General features: G+C 72.4%; 18 protein-coding genes. 5 read left to right on the top strand and 13 right to left on the bottom strand.

The genetic code is table 11. From position 1 onward, the window contains the following. Positions 1-15 precede the first annotated feature (15 nt). The 3 genes from ACFVHO_RS13920 (at position 16) to ACFVHO_RS13910 (ending at position 3,875) form a co-directional block, all read left to right on the top strand. Positions 16-777, top strand: coding sequence for a hypothetical protein (locus tag ACFVHO_RS13920; RefSeq protein ID WP_385713270.1), 762 nt, complete (start codon positions 16-18; stop codon positions 775-777). 173 nt (positions 778-950) lie between these two features. Continuing rightward, positions 951-2,162 carry an Ig-like domain-containing protein gene (locus ACFVHO_RS13915; RefSeq protein WP_385713268.1) on the top strand — a complete coding sequence of 404 codons (1,212 nt, stop codon included), beginning with the start codon at positions 951-953 and terminating at the stop codon, positions 2,160-2,162. A 117-nt stretch (positions 2,163-2,279) separates the two neighbouring features. Beyond that, the gene (locus ACFVHO_RS13910) at positions 2,280-3,875 is read left to right on the top strand and encodes an alpha/beta fold hydrolase (protein WP_385713266.1); all 1,596 of its coding nucleotides are present in this window, start codon (positions 2,280-2,282) and stop codon (positions 3,873-3,875) included. A gap of 47 nt (positions 3,876-3,922) precedes the next feature. Here ACFVHO_RS13910 and ACFVHO_RS13905 read toward each other — a convergent pair whose 3' ends face one another. The 6 genes from ACFVHO_RS13905 to ACFVHO_RS13880 form a co-directional block, all read right to left on the bottom strand. Further along, positions 3,923-4,819: an amino acid ABC transporter permease gene (locus ACFVHO_RS13905; RefSeq protein ID WP_385713264.1), complete on the bottom strand. Its 897-nt coding sequence runs from the start codon at positions 4,817-4,819 to the stop codon at positions 3,923-3,925. Next, positions 4,816-5,460 (bottom strand): amino acid ABC transporter permease, encoded by a 645-nt coding sequence (locus tag ACFVHO_RS13900; RefSeq protein WP_385713263.1) that lies wholly within the window; start codon positions 5,458-5,460, stop codon positions 4,816-4,818. The genes ACFVHO_RS13905 and ACFVHO_RS13900 overlap by 4 nt, the downstream gene beginning before the upstream one ends. A gap of 9 nt (positions 5,461-5,469) precedes the next feature. After that, positions 5,470-6,378 (bottom strand): glutamate ABC transporter substrate-binding protein, encoded by a 909-nt coding sequence (locus tag ACFVHO_RS13895; RefSeq protein ID WP_385713262.1) that lies wholly within the window; start codon positions 6,376-6,378, stop codon positions 5,470-5,472. A 13-nt stretch (positions 6,379-6,391) separates the two neighbouring features. Next, the gene (locus tag ACFVHO_RS13890; RefSeq protein WP_385713260.1) at positions 6,392-7,135 is read right to left on the bottom strand and encodes an amino acid ABC transporter ATP-binding protein; all 744 of its coding nucleotides are present in this window, start codon (positions 7,133-7,135) and stop codon (positions 6,392-6,394) included. 121 nt (positions 7,136-7,256) lie between these two features. Then, positions 7,257-7,697, bottom strand: coding sequence for a DUF6278 family protein (locus ACFVHO_RS13885; RefSeq protein ID WP_385713258.1), 441 nt, complete (start codon positions 7,695-7,697; stop codon positions 7,257-7,259). A 128-nt stretch (positions 7,698-7,825) separates the two neighbouring features. Then, positions 7,826-8,269 (bottom strand): DUF3093 domain-containing protein, encoded by a 444-nt coding sequence (locus ACFVHO_RS13880; protein WP_385713256.1) that lies wholly within the window; start codon positions 8,267-8,269, stop codon positions 7,826-7,828. Positions 8,270-8,525: 256 nt separating this feature from the next. Here ACFVHO_RS13880 and ACFVHO_RS13875 point away from each other — a divergent pair, with 256 nt between their 5' ends. Next, positions 8,526-10,292 (top strand): SGNH/GDSL hydrolase family protein, encoded by a 1,767-nt coding sequence (locus ACFVHO_RS13875; RefSeq protein WP_385713479.1) that lies wholly within the window; start codon positions 8,526-8,528, stop codon positions 10,290-10,292. Positions 10,293-10,525: 233 nt separating this feature from the next. Here ACFVHO_RS13875 and ACFVHO_RS13870 read toward each other — a convergent pair whose 3' ends face one another. The 4 genes from ACFVHO_RS13870 to ACFVHO_RS13855 all read right to left on the bottom strand — a co-directional run bounded on the left by ACFVHO_RS13870 (position 10,526) and on the right by ACFVHO_RS13855 (position 16,969). Next, entirely contained in the window at positions 10,526-11,305 is a 780-nt protein-coding gene (locus ACFVHO_RS13870; protein ID WP_385713254.1) for an exodeoxyribonuclease III, read from the bottom strand. Between the two features lie 82 nt (positions 11,306-11,387). Continuing rightward, positions 11,388-12,020, bottom strand: a complete 633-nt coding sequence (locus tag ACFVHO_RS13865; protein WP_385713477.1) for an MBL fold metallo-hydrolase — start codon at positions 12,018-12,020, stop codon at positions 11,388-11,390. Between the two features lie 110 nt (positions 12,021-12,130). Beyond that, positions 12,131-13,426: a 4-carboxymuconolactone decarboxylase gene (gene pcaC / locus ACFVHO_RS13860; protein WP_385713252.1), complete on the bottom strand. Its 1,296-nt coding sequence runs from the start codon at positions 13,424-13,426 to the stop codon at positions 12,131-12,133. A gap of 96 nt (positions 13,427-13,522) precedes the next feature. Continuing rightward, on the bottom strand, positions 13,523-16,969 hold the full coding sequence (locus tag ACFVHO_RS13855) for a BTAD domain-containing putative transcriptional regulator (RefSeq protein WP_385713475.1): 3,447 nt from the start codon (positions 16,967-16,969) through the stop codon (positions 13,523-13,525). A gap of 141 nt (positions 16,970-17,110) precedes the next feature. Here ACFVHO_RS13855 and ACFVHO_RS13850 point away from each other — a divergent pair, with 141 nt between their 5' ends. Beyond that, positions 17,111-18,109 carry an ornithine cyclodeaminase family protein gene (locus tag ACFVHO_RS13850; protein WP_385713250.1) on the top strand — a complete coding sequence of 333 codons (999 nt, stop codon included), beginning with the start codon at positions 17,111-17,113 and terminating at the stop codon, positions 18,107-18,109. A gap of 19 nt (positions 18,110-18,128) precedes the next feature. Here ACFVHO_RS13850 and ACFVHO_RS13845 read toward each other — a convergent pair whose 3' ends face one another. The 3 genes from ACFVHO_RS13845 to ACFVHO_RS13835 form a co-directional block, all read right to left on the bottom strand. After that, positions 18,129-19,394, bottom strand: a complete 1,266-nt coding sequence (locus tag ACFVHO_RS13845) for a sulfite oxidase (RefSeq protein WP_385713248.1) — start codon at positions 19,392-19,394, stop codon at positions 18,129-18,131. 254 nt (positions 19,395-19,648) lie between these two features. Then, positions 19,649-20,257 carry a sugar kinase gene (locus ACFVHO_RS13840; RefSeq protein ID WP_385713246.1) on the bottom strand — a complete coding sequence of 203 codons (609 nt, stop codon included), beginning with the start codon at positions 20,255-20,257 and terminating at the stop codon, positions 19,649-19,651. Further along, a complete protein-coding gene (locus tag ACFVHO_RS13835) occupies positions 20,258-21,415 on the bottom strand; it encodes an ROK family glucokinase (protein WP_030361870.1) in 1,158 nt (385 codons plus the stop codon). It abuts the gene before it with no gap. Positions 21,416-21,572: the final 157 nt, after the last annotated feature.

The raw sequence follows: 21,572 nt of genomic DNA, 5'->3' as shown, positions 1-21,572 counted from the left end.
CTAGCATGCGCCCCCATGACTGAAGACGTGCGCTATCTCGTCCTCGGCCTGCTCGCGGCCGCGCTCGGTGCCACCCTGGGCTGGCTCCTGCGTTCGCAGCTGTGGAAGCGCAGGCTCCGCCGCAAGCAGGCGTTCTTCGGGCTGCCCGCCAACGCCGAGTCGCTGCTCGTGGTCAACCGCGAGGCGGCGGGCCCGGAGCTGCTCGTGACCCGGCACGACGTGTTCTCGCTGCTCGAACTGGCCGCGCTGATCAAGGAGTGCGGCGGGCACGCCCAGATCGTCGCGCACGACGCCGCCCAGCAGGGCTTCGGCGAGCGCACCGAGTTCTGCGTCGGCAACCCGGCGGTCCACCGCCGCATGGCCGCGCACATGCACTCGCTGCTGCCCGGCGTGCGCGTCAACACCGACCCGGAGCCGGGCCCGGACCGGGGCGCCTTCCAGATCGGCTCCGAGCGCTACCGCATGGAGGGCGGCAGGACCGAGTACGTCATCCTGGCCCGCCTGACCGCCGGGCAGGCGCCGGACGCGCGCCCCGTCTTCCTCTTCTGCGGCCAGCGCGCCATCACCAACCAGGCCGCGACCCGGTATCTGGCCCGGCATCACGAACGCCTCGCCCGCAAGCACGGCAACCACTCCTTCACGCTGCTCCTGAAGGTCGTGAACTCGCAGGCGTACGGGCCGGACGTGGTCGAACTCGTCGCGGACGTGACCCGCCCCGCCCAGGAGCCCATCCCGACCCCCGCCCCGGCCGCACGCAACTCCCACCGCGCCAAATGAGCGGCAACACGAGCGGAACGTGTGCGGCAGGTGAACGCACCCCCACGGAACGTACGGCACGAATAACGCCTCTATGACGTAGTCGGCAATTTCCGGGCAACGGGCAACCGAAGCGGACCTCGCGCACTCTCACTCCGGGCAGGCAGTGAACATTCGCACGGAGGTACGTTTCCTTGAGGTCCCGGTCCCTGAGCCCGTCGCACCGCCGACGCTCCATACGCCCCCGCCACGCGGCCGTCGCGGGCGCCGCGGTCCTGGCGGCCACCCTGTCCGCCTGCTCGGACGGCGGGTCCGGCTCCGACGACGCCAAGGCCGTCACGCCGAGGGTCTCCGTGAACCTCACCGGCAGCGAGGCCAAGGCGGGCATCCCCGTCACCGTGAAGCTGGCCACCAAGGACGTCAAGCTCAAGGACGTCGCGGTCGCCGACGCCGAGGGCACGAAGCTGGCGGGCAAGGTCGCCGCCGACGGCCGCAGCTGGACCTCGACGCGCAAGGCGGCGCCCGGCACCAGCTACACCCTGCGGGCCACCACCGACGAGGGCGGCGAGACGACGCGGTCCTTCAAGACGGCCCCGCCCGAGAAGGTCAACAAGGTCACGATCACGCCGGGCAGCAACCTCAAGACCGTCGGCGTCGCCCAGCCGCTCTCGATCGTCTTCGACCACCCGGTGAAGAACAAGGCCGAGGTGGAGAAGCACCTCAAGGTGACCACGTCGAACGACACCACCGGGTCCTGGGGCTGGATCAAGAACTACGACGGCAAGGACCGCGTCGACTGGCGCCCGAAGGAGTACTGGAAGTCCGGCACCAAGGTGGAGCTCGACGCCCAGCTCAACGGCGTCGACTCGGGCTCGGACGGCGGCTGGTTCGTGCGCGACTACGACACCGCCGTCACCGTCGGCAAGAACCAGGTCGTCAAGGTGAACCTGGACAGCAAGACGGCGACTCTGACGCGGGACGGCGAGACCGTCAAGCAGGTCCCGATGTCGGCCGGCACCCCCGGCGGCGAGAAGGCGTCCTGGGGCGGCACATCGGTCCTGATGGCCAAGGAGGGCACGATCAACATGCGCTCCGAGACCGTCGGCCTCGGCGACGCCTACGACAAGATGGTCGACTACTCGATGCGGCTGACCTGGTCGGGCATGTACGCGCACGCGGCGCCCTGGAACGCCGCGTACTTCGGCAACACCAACCACAGCTCCGGCTGCGTCGGCATGAGCACCTCCGACGCCTCCTGGCTGTACGGCCAGGTCCAGGTCGGCGACCCGTTCGAGGTCAAGGGCTCCGGCTCCAAGGGCACCCCGGACCCGGGCAACGGCTACGGCGAGTGGAACCTGTCGTGGGCGGACTGGCAGGCCAAGAGCGCGCTGAAGTCGGCCTCTTGAGGTGACGTCCGCGTCAACAATCGTTACCGGGGCGTAACTTACCGACGGGTTACCCCCGGTAAAGAACCACGGTTACCGTTCGGTCACTTTGCACTTTCAACAAGTGAGGAGTGACCCGTGCGAGACCCCCACCAGTCCCTGCGGTCCACTGCCGCAGGGACCGTCTCCGCCGCTCTGATCGCGGGCGCCGCCTTCGGGCTCGCGCCCGCGGCCCAGGCCGCACCCGCCGAACGCCCCGCCGCGGCCGCCACCGCGGGCGTGCGCTTCGTCGACATCCCCGGCGACGGCGGCACCGTCCTCAAGGCCAACGTCGTCACGCCCGCGGGCGCCCGGGCGGGCACCTCGTACCCCGCGATCGTGCTGCCCACCAGCTGGGCCATGCCGCAGATCGAATACATCGCGCAGGCCAAGAAGCTCGCCGCCGCCGGGTACGTCGTCGTCAGCTACAACTCCCGCGGCTTCTGGCAGTCCGGCGGCGAGATCGAGGTCGGCGGCCCCGAGGACATCGCCGACGCCTCCAAGGTCATCGACTGGACCCTGAAGAACACCCCCACCGACCCCGACAAGGTCGGCATGGCGGGCGTCAGTTACGGCGCGGGCATCAGCCTCCTCGCCGCCGCCCACGACAAGCGGGTCAAGGCGGTCGGCGCGCTCAGCGGCTGGGGCGACCTCGTCGAGTCCATCTACAGCGGCCGCACCCAGCACGCCCAGGCGGGCGCCCTGCTCGGCGGCGCGGGCTACCTCACCGGCCGCCCCAGCGCCGAACTGAAGCGCATCCTCAAGGACTTCCTCGGCTCGAACCTCGACAGCGAGGACGAGATGATCGCGTGGGGCACCAAGCGCTCCCCCACCACGTATCTGGACCGCCTCAACAAGAACGGCGCCGCGATCCTGCTCGCCAACGCCTGGGGCGACACCATCTTCCCGCCCAACCAGTACGCGAGCTTCTACGAGAAGCTGACGGGCCCCAAGCGCCTTGAGTTCCGCCCCGGCGACCACGCGACCGCCGAGGCCACCGGCCTGCTCGGCCTGCCCAACGACACCTGGACGACCACGCAGCGCTGGTTCGACCACTACCTCAAGGGCGAGAAGAACGGCATCGACAAGGAGCCGCCCGTCCAGCTCAAGTCCCGCTCCACGGGCGGCTACGAAGGCTACGCGGACTGGAAGTCGGTCGGTGCGACCAGCAAGAAGATCGACCTCGCGGGCTCCACCACCATCCGCGCGAACGTCGACTCCGGGGCCAACGGCGGCATCGTGATGCTGTCCAACACCCTGGACCAGTTCCTGAAGTTGCCGCCGGTGGCGTCGATGCCGCTGCTTCCGCGCCGGTACGCGGCGGTGTGGCAGTCCGAGCGGGCGGAGCGGGAACAGCGGGTGCGCGGCACCGCGAAGCTGCACACCACGGTCACCAGCACCAAGGAGAGCGGAACCCTCGTCGCGTACCTCTACGACGTGGGCCCGCTCGGCCTCGGCAAGCTGGTCAGCAACGCGCCGTACACCTTCCACGGCAAGACCCCGGGCAAGCCGTTCGCCGTCGACCTGGAGCTTTTCTCCACGGCCTACGACGTCCCGGCGGGGCACCGGCTCGCCCTGGTCGTCGACACGGTCGACCCGCTCTATGTCGAGCACAACCCGTCCGGCGCGCAGCTGACCTTCTCCTCGCCCGGAACCGACCCGTCGTACGTGTCGGTCCCCCTGCGCGAGCAGTGATCTCCGGCTGCTGCCGGGCGGGCCTGGCCCTCCAGCTGCTGCTCCCGTCAGGGGCCGGGGGCCCTGGGGGGACCCCCGCCCGGCAGCAGCGTCCCTGGTTCAGCCGGGGCGACGTCCACGGCCTCTGTCTTGGGACTGCGCTGCTGACGCTTGGACACCCAGTAGGCGAACCACGAAAGCAGCATGCACATCCCGATGTAGATCGGTGAGATCACCATGACCACGGGGATGAAAGGCAAATCGTAGTCGAGATTCGACGCGATCAGCTTCCCGGCATGGAGGAACTCCTCATAGGTGATCAGATAGCCGAGTGAGGTGTCCTTCAGGGCCACGACCAGCTGGCTGATGATGGCGGGCAGCATGGCCCGCACCGCCTGCGGCACCAGGACGTACGACATGACCTGGGTCTTTCTCATGCCAAGCGCGTAAGCGGCCTCCCTCTGGCCGCGCTCGACCGAGTTGACGCCGGAGCGGAACACCTCGGCGAGCACGGAACCGTTGTAGAGCGTGAGCCCGGCGACCAGCGCCGGCAGCGGCTGGACCTTCAGCGCCACGAAGACGAAGAAGATCATCACGAGCACGGGCATGGCCCGGAAGAACTCCACCAGGAGCGTGGCCACCCAGCGCACCGGACGGTGGTCCGAGAGCCGCCCCGTGGCGAGCAGTCCGCCGAGAGCGAGCGAGAGCACCGCGGCGATGGCGAACGCCTTCAGCGTGTTGCCGAGTCCGCGGAGCAGCAGCTCCTGGATGCCCTTGTACTCGAACGGCGTCCACTTGGTGGCGGTGAACTGGTCGGTGTCGAACAGCAGATAGAGGATCCAGCCGACGAGCGCGACGATCAGGGCGGTGGAGAGGATGCCGTAGATCAGGTGTCTGCGGCGGGTCCGCGGGCCCGGGATGTCGTAGAGCGCGGTGGCTTCGGGAGCGTGGGCGGTGGTGGTCATCGGGCGACTCCCCAGCGCTTCTCGAGGATGTTGAAGACGGCGCTGATGGCGAGGGTGATGATCAGGTAGCCGAGGGCGATCCAGACGAAGGACCAGATGATGCTGTAGCCGAGTTCGCTGAGGGTCTTGTAGGTGCCGAGCAGTTCGGTGACGCTGAACGCCCCGGCGATGGCGGAGTTCTTGGCGAGCGCGATGAGCGTGGAGCCGACCGGCGGGATGACCGAACGGAAGGCCTGCGGGAGCACCACGGCGGACAGCGTCTGACTGAAGGTCATGCCGAGGCTGCGGGCGGCCTCGCCCTGTCCCTTGGGCACGGTGTTGATGCCGGAGCGCAGCGCCTCGCAGATGAACGCCGAGGTGTAGCAGCCGAGCGCGAGCACCGCGAACACCTTGAAGGGCAGCACGAGTCCGAACCGCGGCAGCCCGAGCAGCACCGCGAAGAACAGCAGCGTCAGCGGCGTGTTCCGCAGGACCGCCACCCACACCGCGCCGAACACCCGGAAGGACCCGACGGGCGCCACCCGGAACGAGGCCATCACGAACCCGAGGGCGAGCGCGAGCAGCGAGGCGTACACGGTGAGTTCCACGGTGCCGAGGAAGCCGTCCCCGAACGTGGAGAAGTTGTCTGTCAGTACGTCCACGACGCCTCCTCAGCTCGCCGGGTAGCGGTCGATGGCGGGCGGTTCCGGCGCCGGGACCCCGGAGAGCCCGAGGGTCGCGTCGTACGCCTTCTTCCAGTCGCCGTCCTTCTCCCGGGCGGCGAGGGCGTCGTCGATGGCGAACCGCAGCGTCGTGTCGCCGCGCGGCACGCCGATGCCGTAGGGCTCCTTCGAGAACGGCTTGCCGACCAGCTTGAGTTCGTCGGGCACCTTGGCCGCGTACCCGATCAGGATCGCGTCGTCGGTGGTGACCGCGTCGACCTGATAGGTCAGCAGATTGTCGACACACACGGAGTACGTGTCGTACGCGACGAGCGTCGCCTTCGGGTAGTCCTGCTTGATGCGCTGGTACGGCGTGGATCCCGCGGCGGAGCACACGCGCTTGCCGTTCAGGTCCTGCGGGCCCTTGATGTCCTCCTCGTCGTGCCGCACGAGCAGGCCCTGTCCCGCCATGTAGTAGGGGCCCGCGAAGCCGACGAGCTTCTTGCGGAGGTCGTTGATGGTGTAGGTGCCGACGTAGTAGTCGATCTGCCCGTTCTGCAGGGCGGTCTCGCGGTTGGCGGAGGCGATCGTCCGGAAGGAGATCTTCCCGGGGTCGAGGCCGAGGGAGGCCGAGACCATCTTGGCGATCTCGATGTCGAAGCCCGAGTACCTGCCGGTCGCCGGGTCCTTCTCGCCGAGGTAGGGCTGGTCCTCCTTGGCGCCCACGACGAAGCGGCCGCGGCTCTTGGCCTTGCGCCAGGTGCCGGACTTCGTCAGCTCGAAGCCCTTGGCCACCTGGTACTTCGGCAGCTCACCGGCCGCGGGGCCCTTGGTCGGGGGGCTGCCCTCCTTGCCGCAGGCCGCGGTGGCCAGGGCGGTGAGGACGAGTGCGGCGAACAGACGTGTCGTACGGAGCATGCTCAGCCCCCCGTCAGTGCTTGAGGATCTTGGAGAGGAAGTCCTTGGCGCGCTCGCTCTCCGGGTGGGTGAAGAAGTCCTCGGGGGCCCGGTCCTCGACGATGCGGCCGTCGGCCATGAAGACCACGCGGTTGGCGGCCGAGCGGGCGAAGCCCATCTCGTGGGTGACGACGACCATCGTCATGCCGTCGCTCGCCAGCTGCTGCATGACTTCGAGGACCTCGTTGATCATCTCCGGGTCGAGCGCCGACGTCGGCTCGTCGAAGAGCATCACCTTGGGGTCCATGGCGAGCGCGCGGGCGATGGCCACGCGCTGCTGCTGGCCGCCGGAGAGCTGCGCCGGGTACTTCGCGGCGTGCGCGGCGAGGCCGACGCGTTCGAGCAGCTCCCGGGAGCGCTGGTCCGCCTCGTCCTTCTTGCGGCCCCTGACCTTCACCTGGCCCATGGAGACGTTCTGCAGCACGGTCTTGTGCGCGAAGAGATTGAACGACTGGAAGACCATGCCGACTTCGGCGCGGAGCCGCGCGAGTGCCTTGCCCTCCTCGGGCAGCGGCTGTCCGTCGAGGCTGATCCGGCCCGACTGGATGGTCTCAAGACGGTTGATCGTCCGGCAGAGCGTTGATTTTCCCGACCCCGAAGGGCCGATGACCACGACCACCTCCCCCTTGCCGACGGTGAGATCGATGTCCTGGAGGACATGCAGCTCTCCGTAGTACTTGTTCACATCACGCAGCTCGATCAACGGATCGACGGCCATGCCCAGACCTGCCCACTCATCGCGGTGTCGGTCAGCGCAAACTATCCACGCGAAAACGGGACTTATTGGACGACACGCACTTATGGGCATTAACCGTATTTGAGGCTACGTTGCCTGGCGGCTACGTCTCGGACGCCTCCGCGTATACCTGAGACAACTCGGGAGTCCCCTGGACCGCCCAGTCGAGCCCCGCCGCGACCACGTCGATCTCCCGCCCGGACACCAGGCGCACCACCGGGGTGCCGCCGGGAAGGACCTGCCAGACCGCGCCCGGCACGGTCCGCACGATCACCGTGCCCAGATACAGGCCCGCGTCGTTGCCGAGCCAGGGCAGCGTCTCCGCGTCGTCGCGCCAGCGCGGCGGCAGCTGGTCGAGGGCCGCCAACGACGCCGGGGAGTCGTCGAGTTCGAGCCCGGCCGCCCCCGCCTGCGAGCGGAGGAGTTCACACTCGGACAACAGTTCGCCCACACCGACCGGATCGCCCTCGAAGGCGGCCGCGAGCCGAAGGCCCGGCTCGCTCGGGTGCCGCTTGCGCCATTTGTCCAGGAACGGAATGTTCATGACCGGCCTCTCCGTGGGGTGCCCGGGGGCGGCCTCCCCGGAGGGGCCGGGGCGGCCGGACGGCGGATCCGCGCTCCAAGGAATGTATCTTGCGGCAGTTGATCACGGAATGAGCCGAATCAGGCGAATCAGCGGCGGGTGAAGGCCAGGATCGTGGCCAGATTCATCGGGCGGCGCGTGGAGAGGTAGAGGTAGGGCGCGGTGTGGTGCGGGCCCCGCAGCTCGACGCGCAGCGCGGTGGGGACGTAGGCGCGCAGCAGGAGCAGGGCGTAGGCGTTCGCCTTGTACGTGCGCCACTCGAAGGCCTCGCCCGCGTCGAGGATCTCCGTCCTTCCCAGGTCGTCGATCGGGATGACCCGGTCGCCCACGACGAGGGTGCCGGGCGTCACGACGATGCGGGCCGAGCCGTAGCGGTGGACCAGCGGCCCGAACACCCCGCCGACGAGGAGCACGCCGAACGCGGCGGCCACGGGCCCGAACGGCAGCAGCAGCCCGCCGAAGAGACAGCCCGCGAGCACGACGAGGAACCACCACAGGGCCGGGACGCTCAGGCGCTCATCGTAAAGATGCATGCCGACATCCTGGCACTGGCGCCCGAGCGGGGGTGAGGGGGCCGACCCTTGGCCGGATCATGTGCCGGTGTCCATGCCGCGTTCATTGACGGGCATCTGACTGCTCCTTAGTTTCATCACGCACCGTCCGTCGTCCGTAGCCGCATGACGCACCATCAGTCAGTCGTGCGAGTCGTGTCCGCCGTGCACCACGTCGTGGGAGGGGTCCGTCGTGCGAAGACGCGTCTGGGGAGCCACCGCCGTACTCGCCCTGCTCATGGGTCTCGCACCGGTGGCCGCCGCCGAGGCGGCGCCGGAGCAGGAGTCACAGCGGTCACCCTCTTCCCAGGGCACCCGGCCGCTTCCTCTGGAGCGGCTGTTCGACAACCGGGCCGTCAGTGACGACGCGCGCCCCGGCGAGGCGGACTTCGACGGCGCCGGTGCCTCGCTGTCCGCGCGGGACCTGGCGGCGGCCGGCTGGACCCCCGGCCGGGTGCTCGGCGTCGACGGCGCCCGTGTCACCTGGCCGGACACGGCGGCGGGCGAACCGGACAACGTACGGGCCGACGGGCAGCCGGTACGGGTGCGCGGGCGCGGGGACGCCCTCGCGTTCCTGGTCGCGGGCACGGGCGGCACCGCGACCGGGACGGGCAGCGTGCGCTACCGGGACGGCTCGCGCGGCACCTACCGCCTGACCGCCCCGGACTGGCGCGGCGGCCCGCTCGCCACCAAGTCCGTCGCCCTGCCCCACATCAACACGCCCGGCGGCCAGCTCACCGAGCGCGCCCGGCTTTACGTGGTCACGGTGCCGGTCGCCCGCGGGCGCGAGGTGGCCTCCGTGGTGCTGCCCCGGGACCCGGGCGCGGGCGCCGACCTGCATGTCTTCGCCCTTTCGGTGCGGGGCGACACCAAGGGGTGGACGGGCAGCTGGGCGGCCTCGACGGCCGGGTACACCGCGGTGGGGCCCTGGGAGGACCGGACCGTACGGCTCGTGGTGCACACCAGCGCCGGGGGGCCGCGGGTGCGGATCCGGCTCGACAACACCTTCGCCACTACGCCGGTACGGATCGGGAGCGCCACGGTCGCCGTGCGCGCGGCGGGCGCCGGGGCCCGGGAGGAGCCGGTGGCGCTGCGGTTCGGCGGGCGGGCCGGTGCCGAGATCCCGGCCGGGGCCCAGGTGTTCAGCGATCCCCTGCGGTTCGCGGTGCCCTCGGACGCGCATCTCCTCGTCAGCTTCCACCTGCCGGGCCCGGTGGCCTCCGCGCCCGTGCACAGCCAGGCCCTCCAGACCTCGTACGTCAGCGGGCCCGGCGACCACACGGCCGACGGCTCCGGGGCCCCGTACACCTCGACGCTGCGGACCTGGCCGCTGCTCACCGGCGTCGACGTCGGCGGCGGGCCCGGGTCCGTGGTGCTCCTCGGCGACTCCATCACGGACGGCGTCGGCTCCACCCCCGACACCGACCGGCGCTGGCCCGACGAGCTGGCCCGGCGCCTCCTCGCCCAGGGCCCCGGTTCCGGGGTGCCGCGCTACGGCGTCCTGAACCAGGGCATCTCCGCGAACCGCGTCCTCACCGACCGCTACCCCGGCGACGGCGTGTCCACCGACACCGGTGGGGTCAGCGCCCTGCACCGCCTCGACCGGGACGTCTTCGCCCAGACCTCCGCCCGGACCCTCGTCGTCTTCGAGGGCGTCAACGACGTGCGGGCCGGGGCGGCCGCCGAGGACGTCGTCGCCGGGCTGCGTCAGATCGCCCTGCGGGCGCGGGAGCGGGGGGTGCGGGTGGTCGCCGCGACCGTCGTGCCGTGTGAGGGGGAGGCTCGGTGCACTGCCGCGGTGGACGCGGAGCGGGTGAAGGTCAACTCCTACCTGCGGGGCGGCGGCGACTTCGACGCCGTGCTCGACTTCGACGCCGTCCTGCGGGATCCCGGTCGGCCCTCGCGGATGCTGCCCGCCTACGACAGCGGGGACCATCTGCATCCGGGGGATGCGGGGCTTGCTGCGCTGGGGCGGTCGGTGCGGCTGAGCGCGCTGGTGCCGTAGCCCTAGCGGGGGCTCCCCAATCCCGCCCCTTCCCGAACCCGGGGGCTGCGCCCCCGGGCCCCCGCTGATCGGCGCTCCGCGCCTCGTCCTCAAACGCCGGACAGGCTGGGGGTGCCGGGCTGTTGCTCAGATGGTGCAAGTTCGGGCGGGTGGGTGGGGGAGAGCCCGTCCGACGATTGAGGACGAGGCCGAAGGCCGATCGGCGGCACCCCCGGCCCACCCGAAGGGAAAGGTCACAGATCCAGGTCGACCACCACGGGCGCGTGGTCCGAGGCGCCCTTGCCCTTGCGCTCCTCACGGTCGACGTAGGAGTCGGACACCGCCTTGGCGAAGGGCTCGTTGCCGTAGACGAGGTCGATGCGCATGCCGTTGTTCTTGGGGAAGGCGAGCTGGCGGTAGTCCCAGTACGTGTAGGGGCGGTCGTACTTGAGGGGCCGGGGGACGAGGTCCGTGAGGCCGGCTTCGCGGAGGGCGGCGAGGGCGCCCCGCTCCGCGGGGGTGACGTGGGTGGCGCCTACGAAGAGGGCCGGGTCCCAGACGTCGTCGTCGGTCGGTGCGACGTTGAAGTCACCGAGGACGGCGAAGGGGAGGGCCCCGGCCGCGTCCTCCGTGACGGCGGCCTTGAGGGCGTCGAACCAGGCGAGCTTGTAGGCGTAGTGAGCGTGGTCGACCTCGCGGCCGTTGGGCACGTACACCGACCAGACGCGGGCCCCGCCGCAGGTGGCGGAGATGGCGCGGGGCTCCTGGGCGCCGTCGTACTCGGGGCCGCCGGGCAGGCCCGTGGTGACGTCGGCGAGGCCGACGCGGGAGATCAGTGCGACGCCGTTCCACCGGCCCGTGGCGTTCACCGCGGACTCGTACCCCAGCTCGCGCAGGGCCTCGGCGGGGAACTGCTCAGCGGTGCACTTGGTCTCCTGGACGCACAGCACGTCCGTGCCGGTCTTCTCCAGCCAGGCCAGGAGCCGGGGAAGACGGGCGGTGATCGAGTTCACGTTCCAGGTCGCAATCCGCATGGGAGACAACCTACCCGCCGACACTGACACTCCCGGCTCCCCGCCCCGGACACCACCCGGCCCCGCCCGGCCCGCCCCGCGCTCACACCTCGGCCGACTCCCCCGGCGCGAGCCGCGCGTGGTCCGTGCCGCCGAGCCGCCCGATGTGCCCGCCGTAGATCGGCAGCGCCAGGTCGGTGAGGAGGGCGTCGTGGATGTCGTAGGCGCGCCGGGGCTTGACCTCGCGTACGTAGTCGATGACTTCGGAGATCTTGTTCCAGGGGGCCATCACCGGGACCATCAGGGTGTCCACGGGGTGCTCGGGCACCGTGAACGCGTCACCGGGGTGGAAGACGGTGCCGTCGACGAGGTAGCCGACGTTGGTGACGCGGGGCAGGTCCGGGTGGATCACCGCGTGCAGTTCGCCGTGGACCTGGACGTCGAACCCAGCTGCTGTGAACGTGTCGCCGTGGCCGACGGTGTGCACCCGCCCCGGGAAGGCCGCCGCGAGCCGGTCGGCGACGGACGCGAGGGTCCACAGCTCGGTGGCCGGGTCGGCCTCCAGGGCGGCGCGCAGATGGCGCTCGTCGAAGTGGTCGGGGTGCTCGTGCGTGACCAGGAGGGCGTCGGCCCCGTTCGCGGCGTCGTCCTCGCTGAAGCCGCCGGGGTCGATGACGAGGAGGCGGCCGTCCTTCTCCAGGCGCACGCACGCGTGGGACTTCTTGGTGAGCTTGATGTGAGACGTCGTCATACCCCCCATCCTGCTCCTCGGGGCCGACCGGAGCCGACCGGGGCGGCCCCGAGGGTGTCCAGGGGTGCGGGGGTGCCCGGGAAGGGCGTGTCCGGCTACTCCTGCGGAGTCGTCTCCTCGCGGATCACCTTCTGGGCGACCCGGAACGCGCTGTTGGCCGCCGGGACCCCGCAGTACACCGCGGCCTGCAGCAGCACTTCCTTGATCTCGGCCGGGGTGAGGCCGTTGCGGAGGGCGGCCCGGGTGTGGAACGCCAGCTCGTCCAGGTGGCCGCCCGCGACGAGGGCCGTGAGCGTGACGCAGCTGCGGGTGCGGCGGTCCAGGCCCGGGCGGTTCCAGATCTCGCCCCAGGCGTACCGGGTGACGAGGTCCTGGAAGTCCGCGGAGAACTCGTCGGCGGCGGCCATGGCCCGGTCGACGTGCGCGTCGCCGAGGACCTCGCGGCGGACCTTCATGCCCTGGGCGTACGCGTCGGGGCCGGGGTCCGTCGCCACGGGCTGCTCGACCGCGGCGATCTCGGCGACCGGAGCCGCCGGGGGCGGGGCGAGGACGGGCTTGACGGGGGGCGCGGTGATGGCGTGCTGGCCGGTGGCGTGGGTGTCGGGGGCGGCCTGCCAGGCGCTGGAGAAGTGGCGTACGAGCAGGTCGGTGACCGCGCCGGGCTGTTCCACGGGGGCCAGGTGGGAGGCGCCGGGCACCACGGCGAGACGGGCGTCGGGGATGCCGGCGACGAGGGTGCGGGCCTCGCCCTGCCCGGTCACCTGGTCCTCGGAGCCGACCAGGACGAGGGTGGGCACTCCTATGCTGGCCAGCTCCGCGCGGATGTCGAAGGCGGCGAGCGCCTCGCAGGCGGCGATGTAGCAGCCGGGGTCGGTGGTGCGCACCATCTGCACGGCCCAGTCGGTGATGGCGGGCTGGGCGGCGGCGAAGCCGGGCGTGAACCAGCGCTCCGGGGAGCTGCGGGCGATGGGGTCGAGGCCGTTGGTGCGGACGATCACCCCGCGCTGGCGGAACTCGTCGGCGGTGCCGAACCGCGGCGAGGTGGCGATGAGCGCGAGCGAGGCGACGCGGTGCGGGTTGCGCAGCGCCAGTTCGGCGCCGATGGCCCCGCCGAGCGCGCAGCCCGCGAACCCGAAGCGCTGCACGCCGAGCTCGTCGAGGGTGGCGAGCACGCGGCGGGCGAGTTCACCGACGGAGTCCACGGGGTGGGCGGGGGCGCCGCCGTGTCCGGGCATGTCGAAGCGGATGATCCGCCAGTTCTTGCTGAGTTCGGGCACCTGCCGGTCCCACATGTGCCATGTGGTGCCGAGGGAGGGGCCGAGGACCAGGACAGGGGCGTCTTCCGGCCCGTCAAAGCGGTATTGCAGGGCTGCAGTGTTCGTCTCGCTCACCCGCTCCACGCTGCCACATCGCACCCATGCGCACCGACGGGGGTGGGCGCCTCCACCAAACCACCGCAGACCTTCACGGCCGGAACCGGGACGGATTCACCCGGCGAGAACGGCCTCCGCCAGCTCGCGCCAGTCCCCCGCCCGGCCCGTCCGCGTCGCCTCGGCGAACGCCGTTTCGCCGAGGTGGGAGCGGGTCTCCGCGGTGATCCGGGCGACGTCCGGCAGCGAGCGGTCCGGGGTGCCCCGGACGCTGTCGCTCGCCGCGAGCAGCGCCGCGGCCCGCTCGTGCTGTCCCTGGCGCAGCGCGAGGTCCGCGAGGCCGACCAGCACGTGCGCGAGCAGCGGCAGGTGCCCGAGCCTCTCGGCCTCGCGGAAGGCCTCGGCCCGGTGGCCGCGGGCCTCCTCGGTGTCCTCGGCGAGGTAGGCGTAGAGGTCCTGGGTCACGACCCGGAGGTATCCCCTGGTCCCGGTGACGCGCAGGGTGCGGGCCGCGTCCAGTTGTCCGTACGCCTCGTCCCGCTGCCCGCGCCAGCGGGCCAGCTGCGCCTTCGCGAGGACGAGCCCGGCCAGCGCGTCCGGCCAGGCGACCCGGTCCGCGTCGGCCTGTGCCCCGGCCATGGCGGCCTCGCAGGCCGCCTCGTCGCCGAGCAGCCAGTACAGCTGGGCCTGGCGCGCCCGCAGGCCGACCGCGTCCTCGATCGCGCCCAGCTCGGTCAGGGCCGTGATCCCCTGTTCGTAGTGCTCGCAGGCCTCGGCGAACGCGCCGCGCTGGGCGAGCCGGTCGGCCAGGGACATCAGCGCGAGCGACATCCCCCACCGGTCACCGACGGCGCGGAACTCGGCCAGGGCGATCTCCATGTCCGTGTCCGTGTCCGGCTCGACACGGCCGATGGTGAGCCGCAGTCTGCTGCGGTTGAGCCGGGCCTGGGCGCGCACCCACGCGTCCTCGTCGGTGAGCATGGGCTCGAACGCGGCCAGGAACTCCAGCGGCTCCGCCAGCATCCGCTCCATCAGGTCGACCATGACCATCAGCGGGTGGCGGCTCGTGCCGCGCCGGGCGTAGCGGTACGCCTTGTGGATCCACTCCTGGGCCGCGTACTGGTCGCCCTGGCCCGAGGTCAGGAACAGCGTCACGACGGCGTACGCCATGGCACGCACGTCGTCGGGCACCGGGCCGTCCAGGGAGGCCGCCGCGACGCTCAGTTCGGTGCCCTCGGCCTTGCGGCCGCTCAGGAACCAGTACCAGCCCGCGCATCCGGCGAGCCGCATCGCCTCATGGGCCCAGCCGTCCGCGACGGCGCCGCGCAGCGCGGCGTTGATGTTGTCGTGCTCGGCCTCCAGGACGGCCAGCCACTGGAGTTGCTCGACCCGGCGCAGATGCGGCTCGGCCGTCTCGACGAGGTCGGTGAAGTGCGCGAGGTGCGCCCGGCGGGCCGACTCGGTCTCGCCCGCCTCTGCCAGGCGGTGCGCGGCGTACTCCCTGATGGTGTCCAGCATCCGGTAGCGCGGCACGGCCGTGTCGTCGGCGAGCAGCAGGGACTTCTCGATCAGCGCGGTGAGCGCGTCCAGGACCTGTTCTCCGTCCAGGACCTGTTCTCCGTCGAGGACCTGCTCCCCGTCCAGGGCCTGCTCCCCGCCCAGGCCTTGCTCCCCGCCCGGAGCCGCGCCCCCGCACACCCGCTCGGCCGCTTCGAGCGTCGCCCCGCCGGAGAACACCGAGAGCCGCCGCAGCACGCTCCGCTCGGCCTCGGTGAGCAGGTCCCAGCTCCAGTCCACGACCGCGCGCAGGGTCTTGTGCCGGGGCAGCGCCGTGCGGCTGCCGCTGCTCAGCAGCCGAAAGCGGTCGTCGAGCCGGAGTGCCAGCTGCTCGACGGACATCGTGCGCAGCCGTGCCGCCGCCAGTTCGATGGCCAGCGGGATGCCGTCGAGCGCCCGGCAGATGCGCGCCATGGCGGCCAGGGTCCGCTCGTCGAAGGCGATGTCCTTGCGCACGGCGCCGGCCCGGTCGCGCAGCAGCAGCACCGCGGGCGAGGCCCCGACCGCGGCCGGGTCCGCGCTCCTGCCGGGCAGGGCGAGCGGCTCCACCTGCCACAGCGCCTCGCCGGTGATGCCGAGCGGCTCCCGGCTCGTGGCCAGGACGCGCAGGCCCCGGCACTCGCCGAGCAGCCGGTCGGCGAACGTCGCGGCCGCCTCGATCATGTGCTCGCAGTTGTCCAGGACGAGCAGTTGCGCGCGTTCCCTGAGCGCCGCGACGAGCCGGTCCATCGAGTCCCCGCCCGGGTCCGCGCCCGTGCCCGCGTCCCCGCCCGCGCCGCCGCCGACCAGCGCCTGGTCGCGCAGGCCGATCGCGGTGAGCACGACCTGGGCCAGCTCCCCGCCCGCCCGCACCGAGGCCAGCTCGACCAGCCAGGCCCCGTCCGGCAGGTCTTCGAGCATCCGCCGCGCGGTCTCCGTGGCGAGGCGCGTCTTGCCCGAGCCGCCGGGCCCGGTGAGGGTGACGAGGCGGTGCTCGGTGACGAGGTCGGCGACCGCGGCGACGTCCTCGTCCTTGCCGACGAAGCTGGTCAGTCCGGCGCGCAGGTTCGTGCGGGGCCGCTCCGGCTCCGTCCGGCCGCCGCGCCGGTCGTGCTCGTCCTGCACGCGGGGCCCGGCGCGGTCGGCGGGGTCGGCGGGGCCGGCAGGGTCTGGGTGCTCGGCGCGGGAGGCGTTCTCGGCACGGAAGTCACTCTCGGCACGGGAGGCGTTCTCGGCACGGGAGACGCTCCCGGCAAGGTCAGGGCGCTCGCCGTGCCGCCCGTGCCGTTGGCGGGCTCCGCGCTCGCCCAGGTCCCCGCGCAGCAACGCCGTGTGCAGCGCGGAGAGTTCGGCCGAGGGTTCCACGCCCAGCGCGTCGACGAGCCGCTCGCGCAGCTTCTGATATGCCATCAGGGCCTCGCTGCCCCGGCCCGCCTCGGCGAGCGCCCTCATCAGCGCGGCGACGAGCCCTTCCCGCAGCGGGTGGGACGCGACCAGCTCGGTCAGTTCGGAGACCAGTTCCGCGCCGCGGCCGAGGCGGATGTCCGCGTCCACGCGGTCCGCGAGCGCGGCGAGGCGGAGCTCGTCGAGGCGGGTGGCCGCGGCGACGAAGGCGTCGCTGCCGTGCGGCGCGATGTCCGCGAGCGCCGTGCCGCGCCACAGGTCCAGGGCCGAGCGCAGCAGCTCGGCCCGCCGCGGCACGTCCTCGGCGGCGCGCGCCCGGCCGAGCAGCTGCTCGAACCGGCTCACGTCCACGGCGTCGGGCGCCACGGCGAGCCGGTACCCGCCGGCCCCCGCCTCGACCGACCCGTCCGGCAGCACCCTGCGCAGCCGGGACACGAGCACCTGCAGGGCGTTGGCCTCGTCCGCGGGCGGCCGGTCCCCCCAGATCCAGTCCACCAGCCGTGTCCGGGGGACGACCCGGCCGGGTTCGAGGGCGAGCGCGGAGAGCAGGGCGCGCAATCGAGTGCCCGGCACCTCCACCGCCGCCCCGGCGGCGGTGCGGACCTCGAACGGCCCGAGCATCATGATGTGCACCCGGCCATAGTGCCGCACCGCTCCGAAGCCTGGCCAACCCCTCACCCGCAGGTCATGGCCAGTGCTCCGCCGGTCCGACGGGCCGGGCGCGCCCCGGTGTTTCGGTGCGGCGTGCGCGGTGAGGATCACCGGATGACCTCGCACCTCGAATCCCCCGCGCCACAGGAACCCCTCCCGCCCGTCCCGGCCGCTCCACCGGCCCCGGCCCTCCCCCACCTCGACGCCGCCACCATCGCCCGCCTCGTCCCGATGGGCGCCGCCGTCGACGCCGTCGAGGACGTGCTCGCGAGCGGCGGGCTCGACCCCGAGGCGGAACCCGCGCGGTCCGTCGTCGGTGTGACGGACGGTCAGCTGCTGCTCATGCCGTCGTCGACGGCCTCGTACGCGGGCGTGAAGGTGGCGACCGTGACGCCCGGCAACCCGCAGCGCGGGCTGCCCCGCGTCCAGGGCCTCTACCTCCTGCTCGACGGCGTGACCCACCGGCCGCTCGCCCTGCTCGACGGCATCGCCCTCACCTCGCTGCGGACGCCCGCCGTGTCCGGCGCCGCCCTCCGGCGCCTCGCCGCGCCGGAGGTCAGGCGGCTCCTCGTGTTCGGGACGGGGCCACAGGCCTGGGGGCACGTGGAGGCGGTACGGGCGGTGCGTCCCGGTCTCGCGCACGTGGACGTCGTCGGGCGTGACCGGGGGCGGATGGCCGCGTTCGTGGAGCGGTGCCGGGCGGCGGGGCTCACGGCGGCAGCCGCGGCACCGAAGGACGTCGCCCACGCCGACGTGGTGTGCTGCTGCACCACGGCGCGCGAGCCGCTGTTCGACAGTTCGCTGCTCGCCCCGCACGCGACCGTCGCCGCGGTCGGCTCGCACGAGCCCGACGCCCGCGAGGTCGACGAACGTCTCCTCGGCCGGGCCACGGTCGTCGCCGAGTCCCGGTCGGTGGCGATGCGCGAGTGCGGCGACATCGTGCAGGCGGTCGCCACCGCCGCGTTCGACCTGCGGCGCCTTCGCACCCTGCGCGAGCTGGCCCGCGGCGAGGTGCCCGTCGACGAGGCCAGGCCGCGCCTGTTCAAGTCGGCGGGCATGGCGTGGGAGGACCTGGCGGTGGCGGTGGCGGCCTACGAGAAGTGGCGGGCGTAGGCGGGCGCCCGCCCCGGCCTCACCCCACCGTCACCGGATGCCGCACCACCGCGTCGAACAGGTACCCCTGCGTGTTGTGGACCGTCGTCGGCGGCTGGCTGCGCCCGGTCGAGTCCGTGGCCCGGGCGAGGAGCGTCGCGGGGCCGGGCGTGCGCGGCCGCCAGTCGGTGGACCAGCGCACCCAGGAGCCGCGCCGGGGGACGTCGTGCAGGCGGGCGCGGTGCCAGCTGCCGCCCAGGTCGGTGCTGATGTCGACGCGGGTGACGGTGCCGTCGCCCGACCAGGAGCGGCCCGTGAGGCGGTGGCGCGCCCCGGCCCGGAGCGTGGCGTTCCAGGGGAGTTCGAAGGCCGACTTCAGGGTCTGGCGGGTGAGCGGCGGTGAGCCATCGGCCGGGTAGTGGTCGCCGAACAGCCGGTAGAAGTCGGTGTTCCAGGGCGAGTAGAGGGGTGTCGTCGAGACCTCGATGTCACCGACCCACTTGATGGACGCGACACCGATCCAGGAGGGCACGACGACGCGCACGGGGTGGCCGTGGTCGGGCGGCAGCGGCTCGCCGTTCATCTCGTACGCGAGGAGGACGTCGTCCAGGGCCTTGGCGAGGGGCAGCGGGCGGCGCACCCGGCCGAGGTCGGTGCCGTCCGCCGTGACGTAGGGGGCGTCGAGGCCGCGGGGCATGACGTCGACGGCGCGCCGCGAGAGGCCCGCCCGGCGCAGGACCTCGGCGAGGCGGACGCCGCGCCAGCGTGCCGTGCCGATGGCGCCGAGCGTCCAGGCCGTGCCCGACACCGCCTGGCCCTGCTGGGTCTGGAACAGGCTCCGGCCGTTGCCCGCGCACTCCACGAACGCCGTGCGCGTCGTCGACGGCAGCCGCGCGAGGTCGTCGAGCGTGAACTCCCGCGCGCCGCCGGTGAGTCCGTCGCCCCACACGGTGAGCCGCCACGCGGCGGCGTCCAGGCGGGGCGTGCTGGTGTGGTTGCGTACGAAGAAGTGGGACGCCGGGGTCAGACGGCCGGTGTCGGCGAGCGCGTCGAAGCGGGTCTCGGCGTTCGTGCCGCGCACCGTGAACACGTCGTCGGGCAGCGGTTTGACGATGCCCGGCGCGGTCGCGGCGCGTGCGCGCGCGGCGGGCCAGGCGACGGGCACGGAGGCCGCGAGGCCCGCGGCGGCGGCGAGCCGCAGCACGTCGCGGCGGGCCACCCCGTCGGCGCGGGCCTCGCCCGCGAGCCACTGCCGCAGGCGGCGGCGGTCGTACACGGCTTCGGTGATCGGTTCCATGGGCGTCATGAGGGCAGCCTTCCGCGGCGGGCGTGACGGTTTCCGAGTGCGCGAAGTGCCGTACGCCGTCAGGAAAGCGGGCGCACGGAACGAGGAGCGACGTACCGAGAGGAACGAGAGAGGATCAACAACAGTCGCGCGAGGGCAGTGCGCGGGCCCGGAGGGCTCCGGTGGCACGGGTGCTGCGACCGAGGATCATGCCGACATGCTACGAGGCCGTGACGTGTCCCGTCACGGCCTCGGCCCGTTCATACGCGGCGCGGCTAGGGCGTCGTCGTCGACACGACGTACACCATGGGGTGCTTCGGGTTGGAGCGGTTCACCACGATGTCCTGGGTGGGGGTGGGGTTCTTCATCTCGTGGGTGAGGCCCCACCAGGGCCCGGGGTCGGTGAACTCCCAGCCGACGACCTTACGGTCGCGCTTGCTGATGGTGATGTCGTTCTTCTTCAGCGCGCTGACGCCCTCGCCGGTGCCGGTGGCCCTGAGGAACTTGTCGAGGCCTTCGTTGCTGGTGAGGAACTGGACGTACAGGCGGCTGGTGCGCCAGTTGTTGGTCTCGTAGTAGGCGACCTCGGCGGAGTACGGCGGGATCGGCACGTCGTACAGACGGCGCTGGACCTTGGAGGGCCAGCCCGCGGTGAGGCCGGTCGCGGAGTACTTCTTCTCCTTGTCGCGGCCGCTGTCGCGGCTCTGGTTCGCGGAGATCAGCAGATACACGGCGGGTACGCCGATGAGCAGCACGATGATCGTCGCGGTGAGCCAGCGGCGGCGGATCATATGGCGGCGGTCTTCCGGAGGGCGCTGCTCCGCGTCACCCGGTCCGGGCGGGCCCGGCAGGTCCGGGGACGAGGGCTGGCGGGGCACGGTCATCTACTGGGTTCCCTGGGCGGTGCGGTCGTTGGAGCGGCGGGCCTCGGCGTAGCGCTCGTACCGCTCGTAGCGCTCGACGCGGCGGCGGTTGGCGCGCCGGAAGCGGCGGGCGACGAGGCGGGCCAGGTCGGCGGCGCCCACCATGCCCGCCTCGGGGCCGAGCTGGGCGCGGGCGATGCGGGCCTCGGGGCGGTAGCCGCGGCCGGTGAGGTGGCGGCGGAAGGCGTCCCTGGCCGGGCCGATGAGGAGGTCGTCGGCCGCGCTGACGCCGCCGCCGATGACGAAGCACGACGGGTCGAGGGCCGCGGCGAGGTTGGCGATGCCGACGCCGAGCCACTGGCCGATGTCCTGGAGCAGCTCGACGCACATGGCGTCGCCCTCGCGGGCCAGCTCGGTGATGAGGGGCCCGGTGATGTCGGGGACGTTGCCCTTGACGCGCTCGATGATGCCGTACGCCACCGGGGAGTCCGCGGCCGCCAGCTCGCGGGCCTCACGGACCAGGGCGTTGCCGGAGCTGTACTGCTCCCAGCAGCCGCGGTTGCCGCACGGGCAGCGGTGCCCGCCGGGCACGACCTGCATATGGCCGAACTCTCCGGCCACGCCGAACTTGCCGCGCTTGACCTGGCCGTCCTCCAGGATCGCGCCGCCGATGCCCGTACCGAGCGTGATCATGACCAGGTGGTCCTCGCCGCGGGCCGCGCCGAAGCGCCACTCGGCCCACGCGGCGGTGTTCGCGTCGTTGTCGACGAGCACGGGCACCGCGAGGCGGCCCGAGATGCGGTCGCGCAGGGGTTCGTTCCGCCAGGACAGGTGCGGGGCGAACAGGACGCGGTTGCGGTCCGCGTCCACCCAGCCCGCGGCGCCGATGCCGACGGCGTGCACGTCGTGCCGGTCGGACAGGTCGAGGACCAGCTCGACGATGGTGTCCTCGACCACCTTCGGGCTCTTGGACTTGTCCGGCGTCTCGGTGCGCAGCGTCTCCAGGATGTTGCCGTCGGCGTCCACGACGCCCGCCATCACCTTCGTGCCGCCGATGTCGATGCCGACGGTGGGGACGCGGGGCGCCGTCAGATGGGATCGGCGCTCACGCGTGCCCACGGTCCGCAGAACGGTGGCTCGGGCGGAGCCGCGGTGCGTGAGGTCGCGGTAGGTGCTCATCGGGCCGATTCTGCCTCACGCTCGCGGGGGCGCGCACAACGGGCGCCCCGGGGTGCGGCCACCCCGGGCCCCGGGGGAGGTGGACGTAGGTGCCCCGTAAGGGGCGCGGGGAACTGCGCGGCCAGCCACAGCAAAAGCCGCAGACGCGTCTGCCGGG

This window comes from Streptomyces sp. NPDC127108, from assembly GCF_042677545.1.
Classification (GTDB): domain Bacteria; phylum Actinomycetota; class Actinomycetes; order Streptomycetales; family Streptomycetaceae; genus Streptomyces.
This window is presented reverse-complemented; position numbering and strand designations above follow the sequence as displayed.

Bases quoted from the DNA above. Each gene is read 5' to 3' on its own strand.
- ACFVHO_RS13920 (WP_385713270.1), top strand. From the start codon at position 16: ATGACTGAAGACGTGCGCTATCTCGTCCTCGGCCTGCTCGCGGCCGCG.
- ACFVHO_RS13905 (WP_385713264.1), bottom strand. From the start codon at position 4,819: ATGACCACCACCGCCCACGCTCCCGAAGCCACCGCGCTCTACGACATC.
- ACFVHO_RS13895 (WP_385713262.1), bottom strand. From the start codon at position 6,378: ATGCTCCGTACGACACGTCTGTTCGCCGCACTCGTCCTCACCGCCCTG.
- ACFVHO_RS13890 (WP_385713260.1), bottom strand. From the start codon at position 7,135: ATGGCCGTCGATCCGTTGATCGAGCTGCGTGATGTGAACAAGTACTAC.
- ACFVHO_RS13885 (WP_385713258.1), bottom strand. From the start codon at position 7,697: ATGAACATTCCGTTCCTGGACAAATGGCGCAAGCGGCACCCGAGCGAG.
- ACFVHO_RS13880 (WP_385713256.1), bottom strand. From the start codon at position 8,269: ATGCATCTTTACGATGAGCGCCTGAGCGTCCCGGCCCTGTGGTGGTTC.
- ACFVHO_RS13875 (WP_385713479.1), top strand. From the start codon at position 8,526: ATGGGTCTCGCACCGGTGGCCGCCGCCGAGGCGGCGCCGGAGCAGGAG.
- ACFVHO_RS13870 (WP_385713254.1), bottom strand. From the start codon at position 11,305: ATGCGGATTGCGACCTGGAACGTGAACTCGATCACCGCCCGTCTTCCC.
- ACFVHO_RS13855 (WP_385713475.1), bottom strand. From the start codon at position 16,969: ATGATGCTCGGGCCGTTCGAGGTCCGCACCGCCGCCGGGGCGGCGGTG.
- ACFVHO_RS13850 (WP_385713250.1), top strand. From the start codon at position 17,111: ATGACCTCGCACCTCGAATCCCCCGCGCCACAGGAACCCCTCCCGCCC.
- ACFVHO_RS13845 (WP_385713248.1), bottom strand. From the start codon at position 19,394: ATGACGCCCATGGAACCGATCACCGAAGCCGTGTACGACCGCCGCCGC.
- ACFVHO_RS13840 (WP_385713246.1), bottom strand. From the start codon at position 20,257: ATGACCGTGCCCCGCCAGCCCTCGTCCCCGGACCTGCCGGGCCCGCCC.
- ACFVHO_RS13835 (WP_030361870.1), bottom strand. From the start codon at position 21,415: ATGAGCACCTACCGCGACCTCACGCACCGCGGCTCCGCCCGAGCCACC.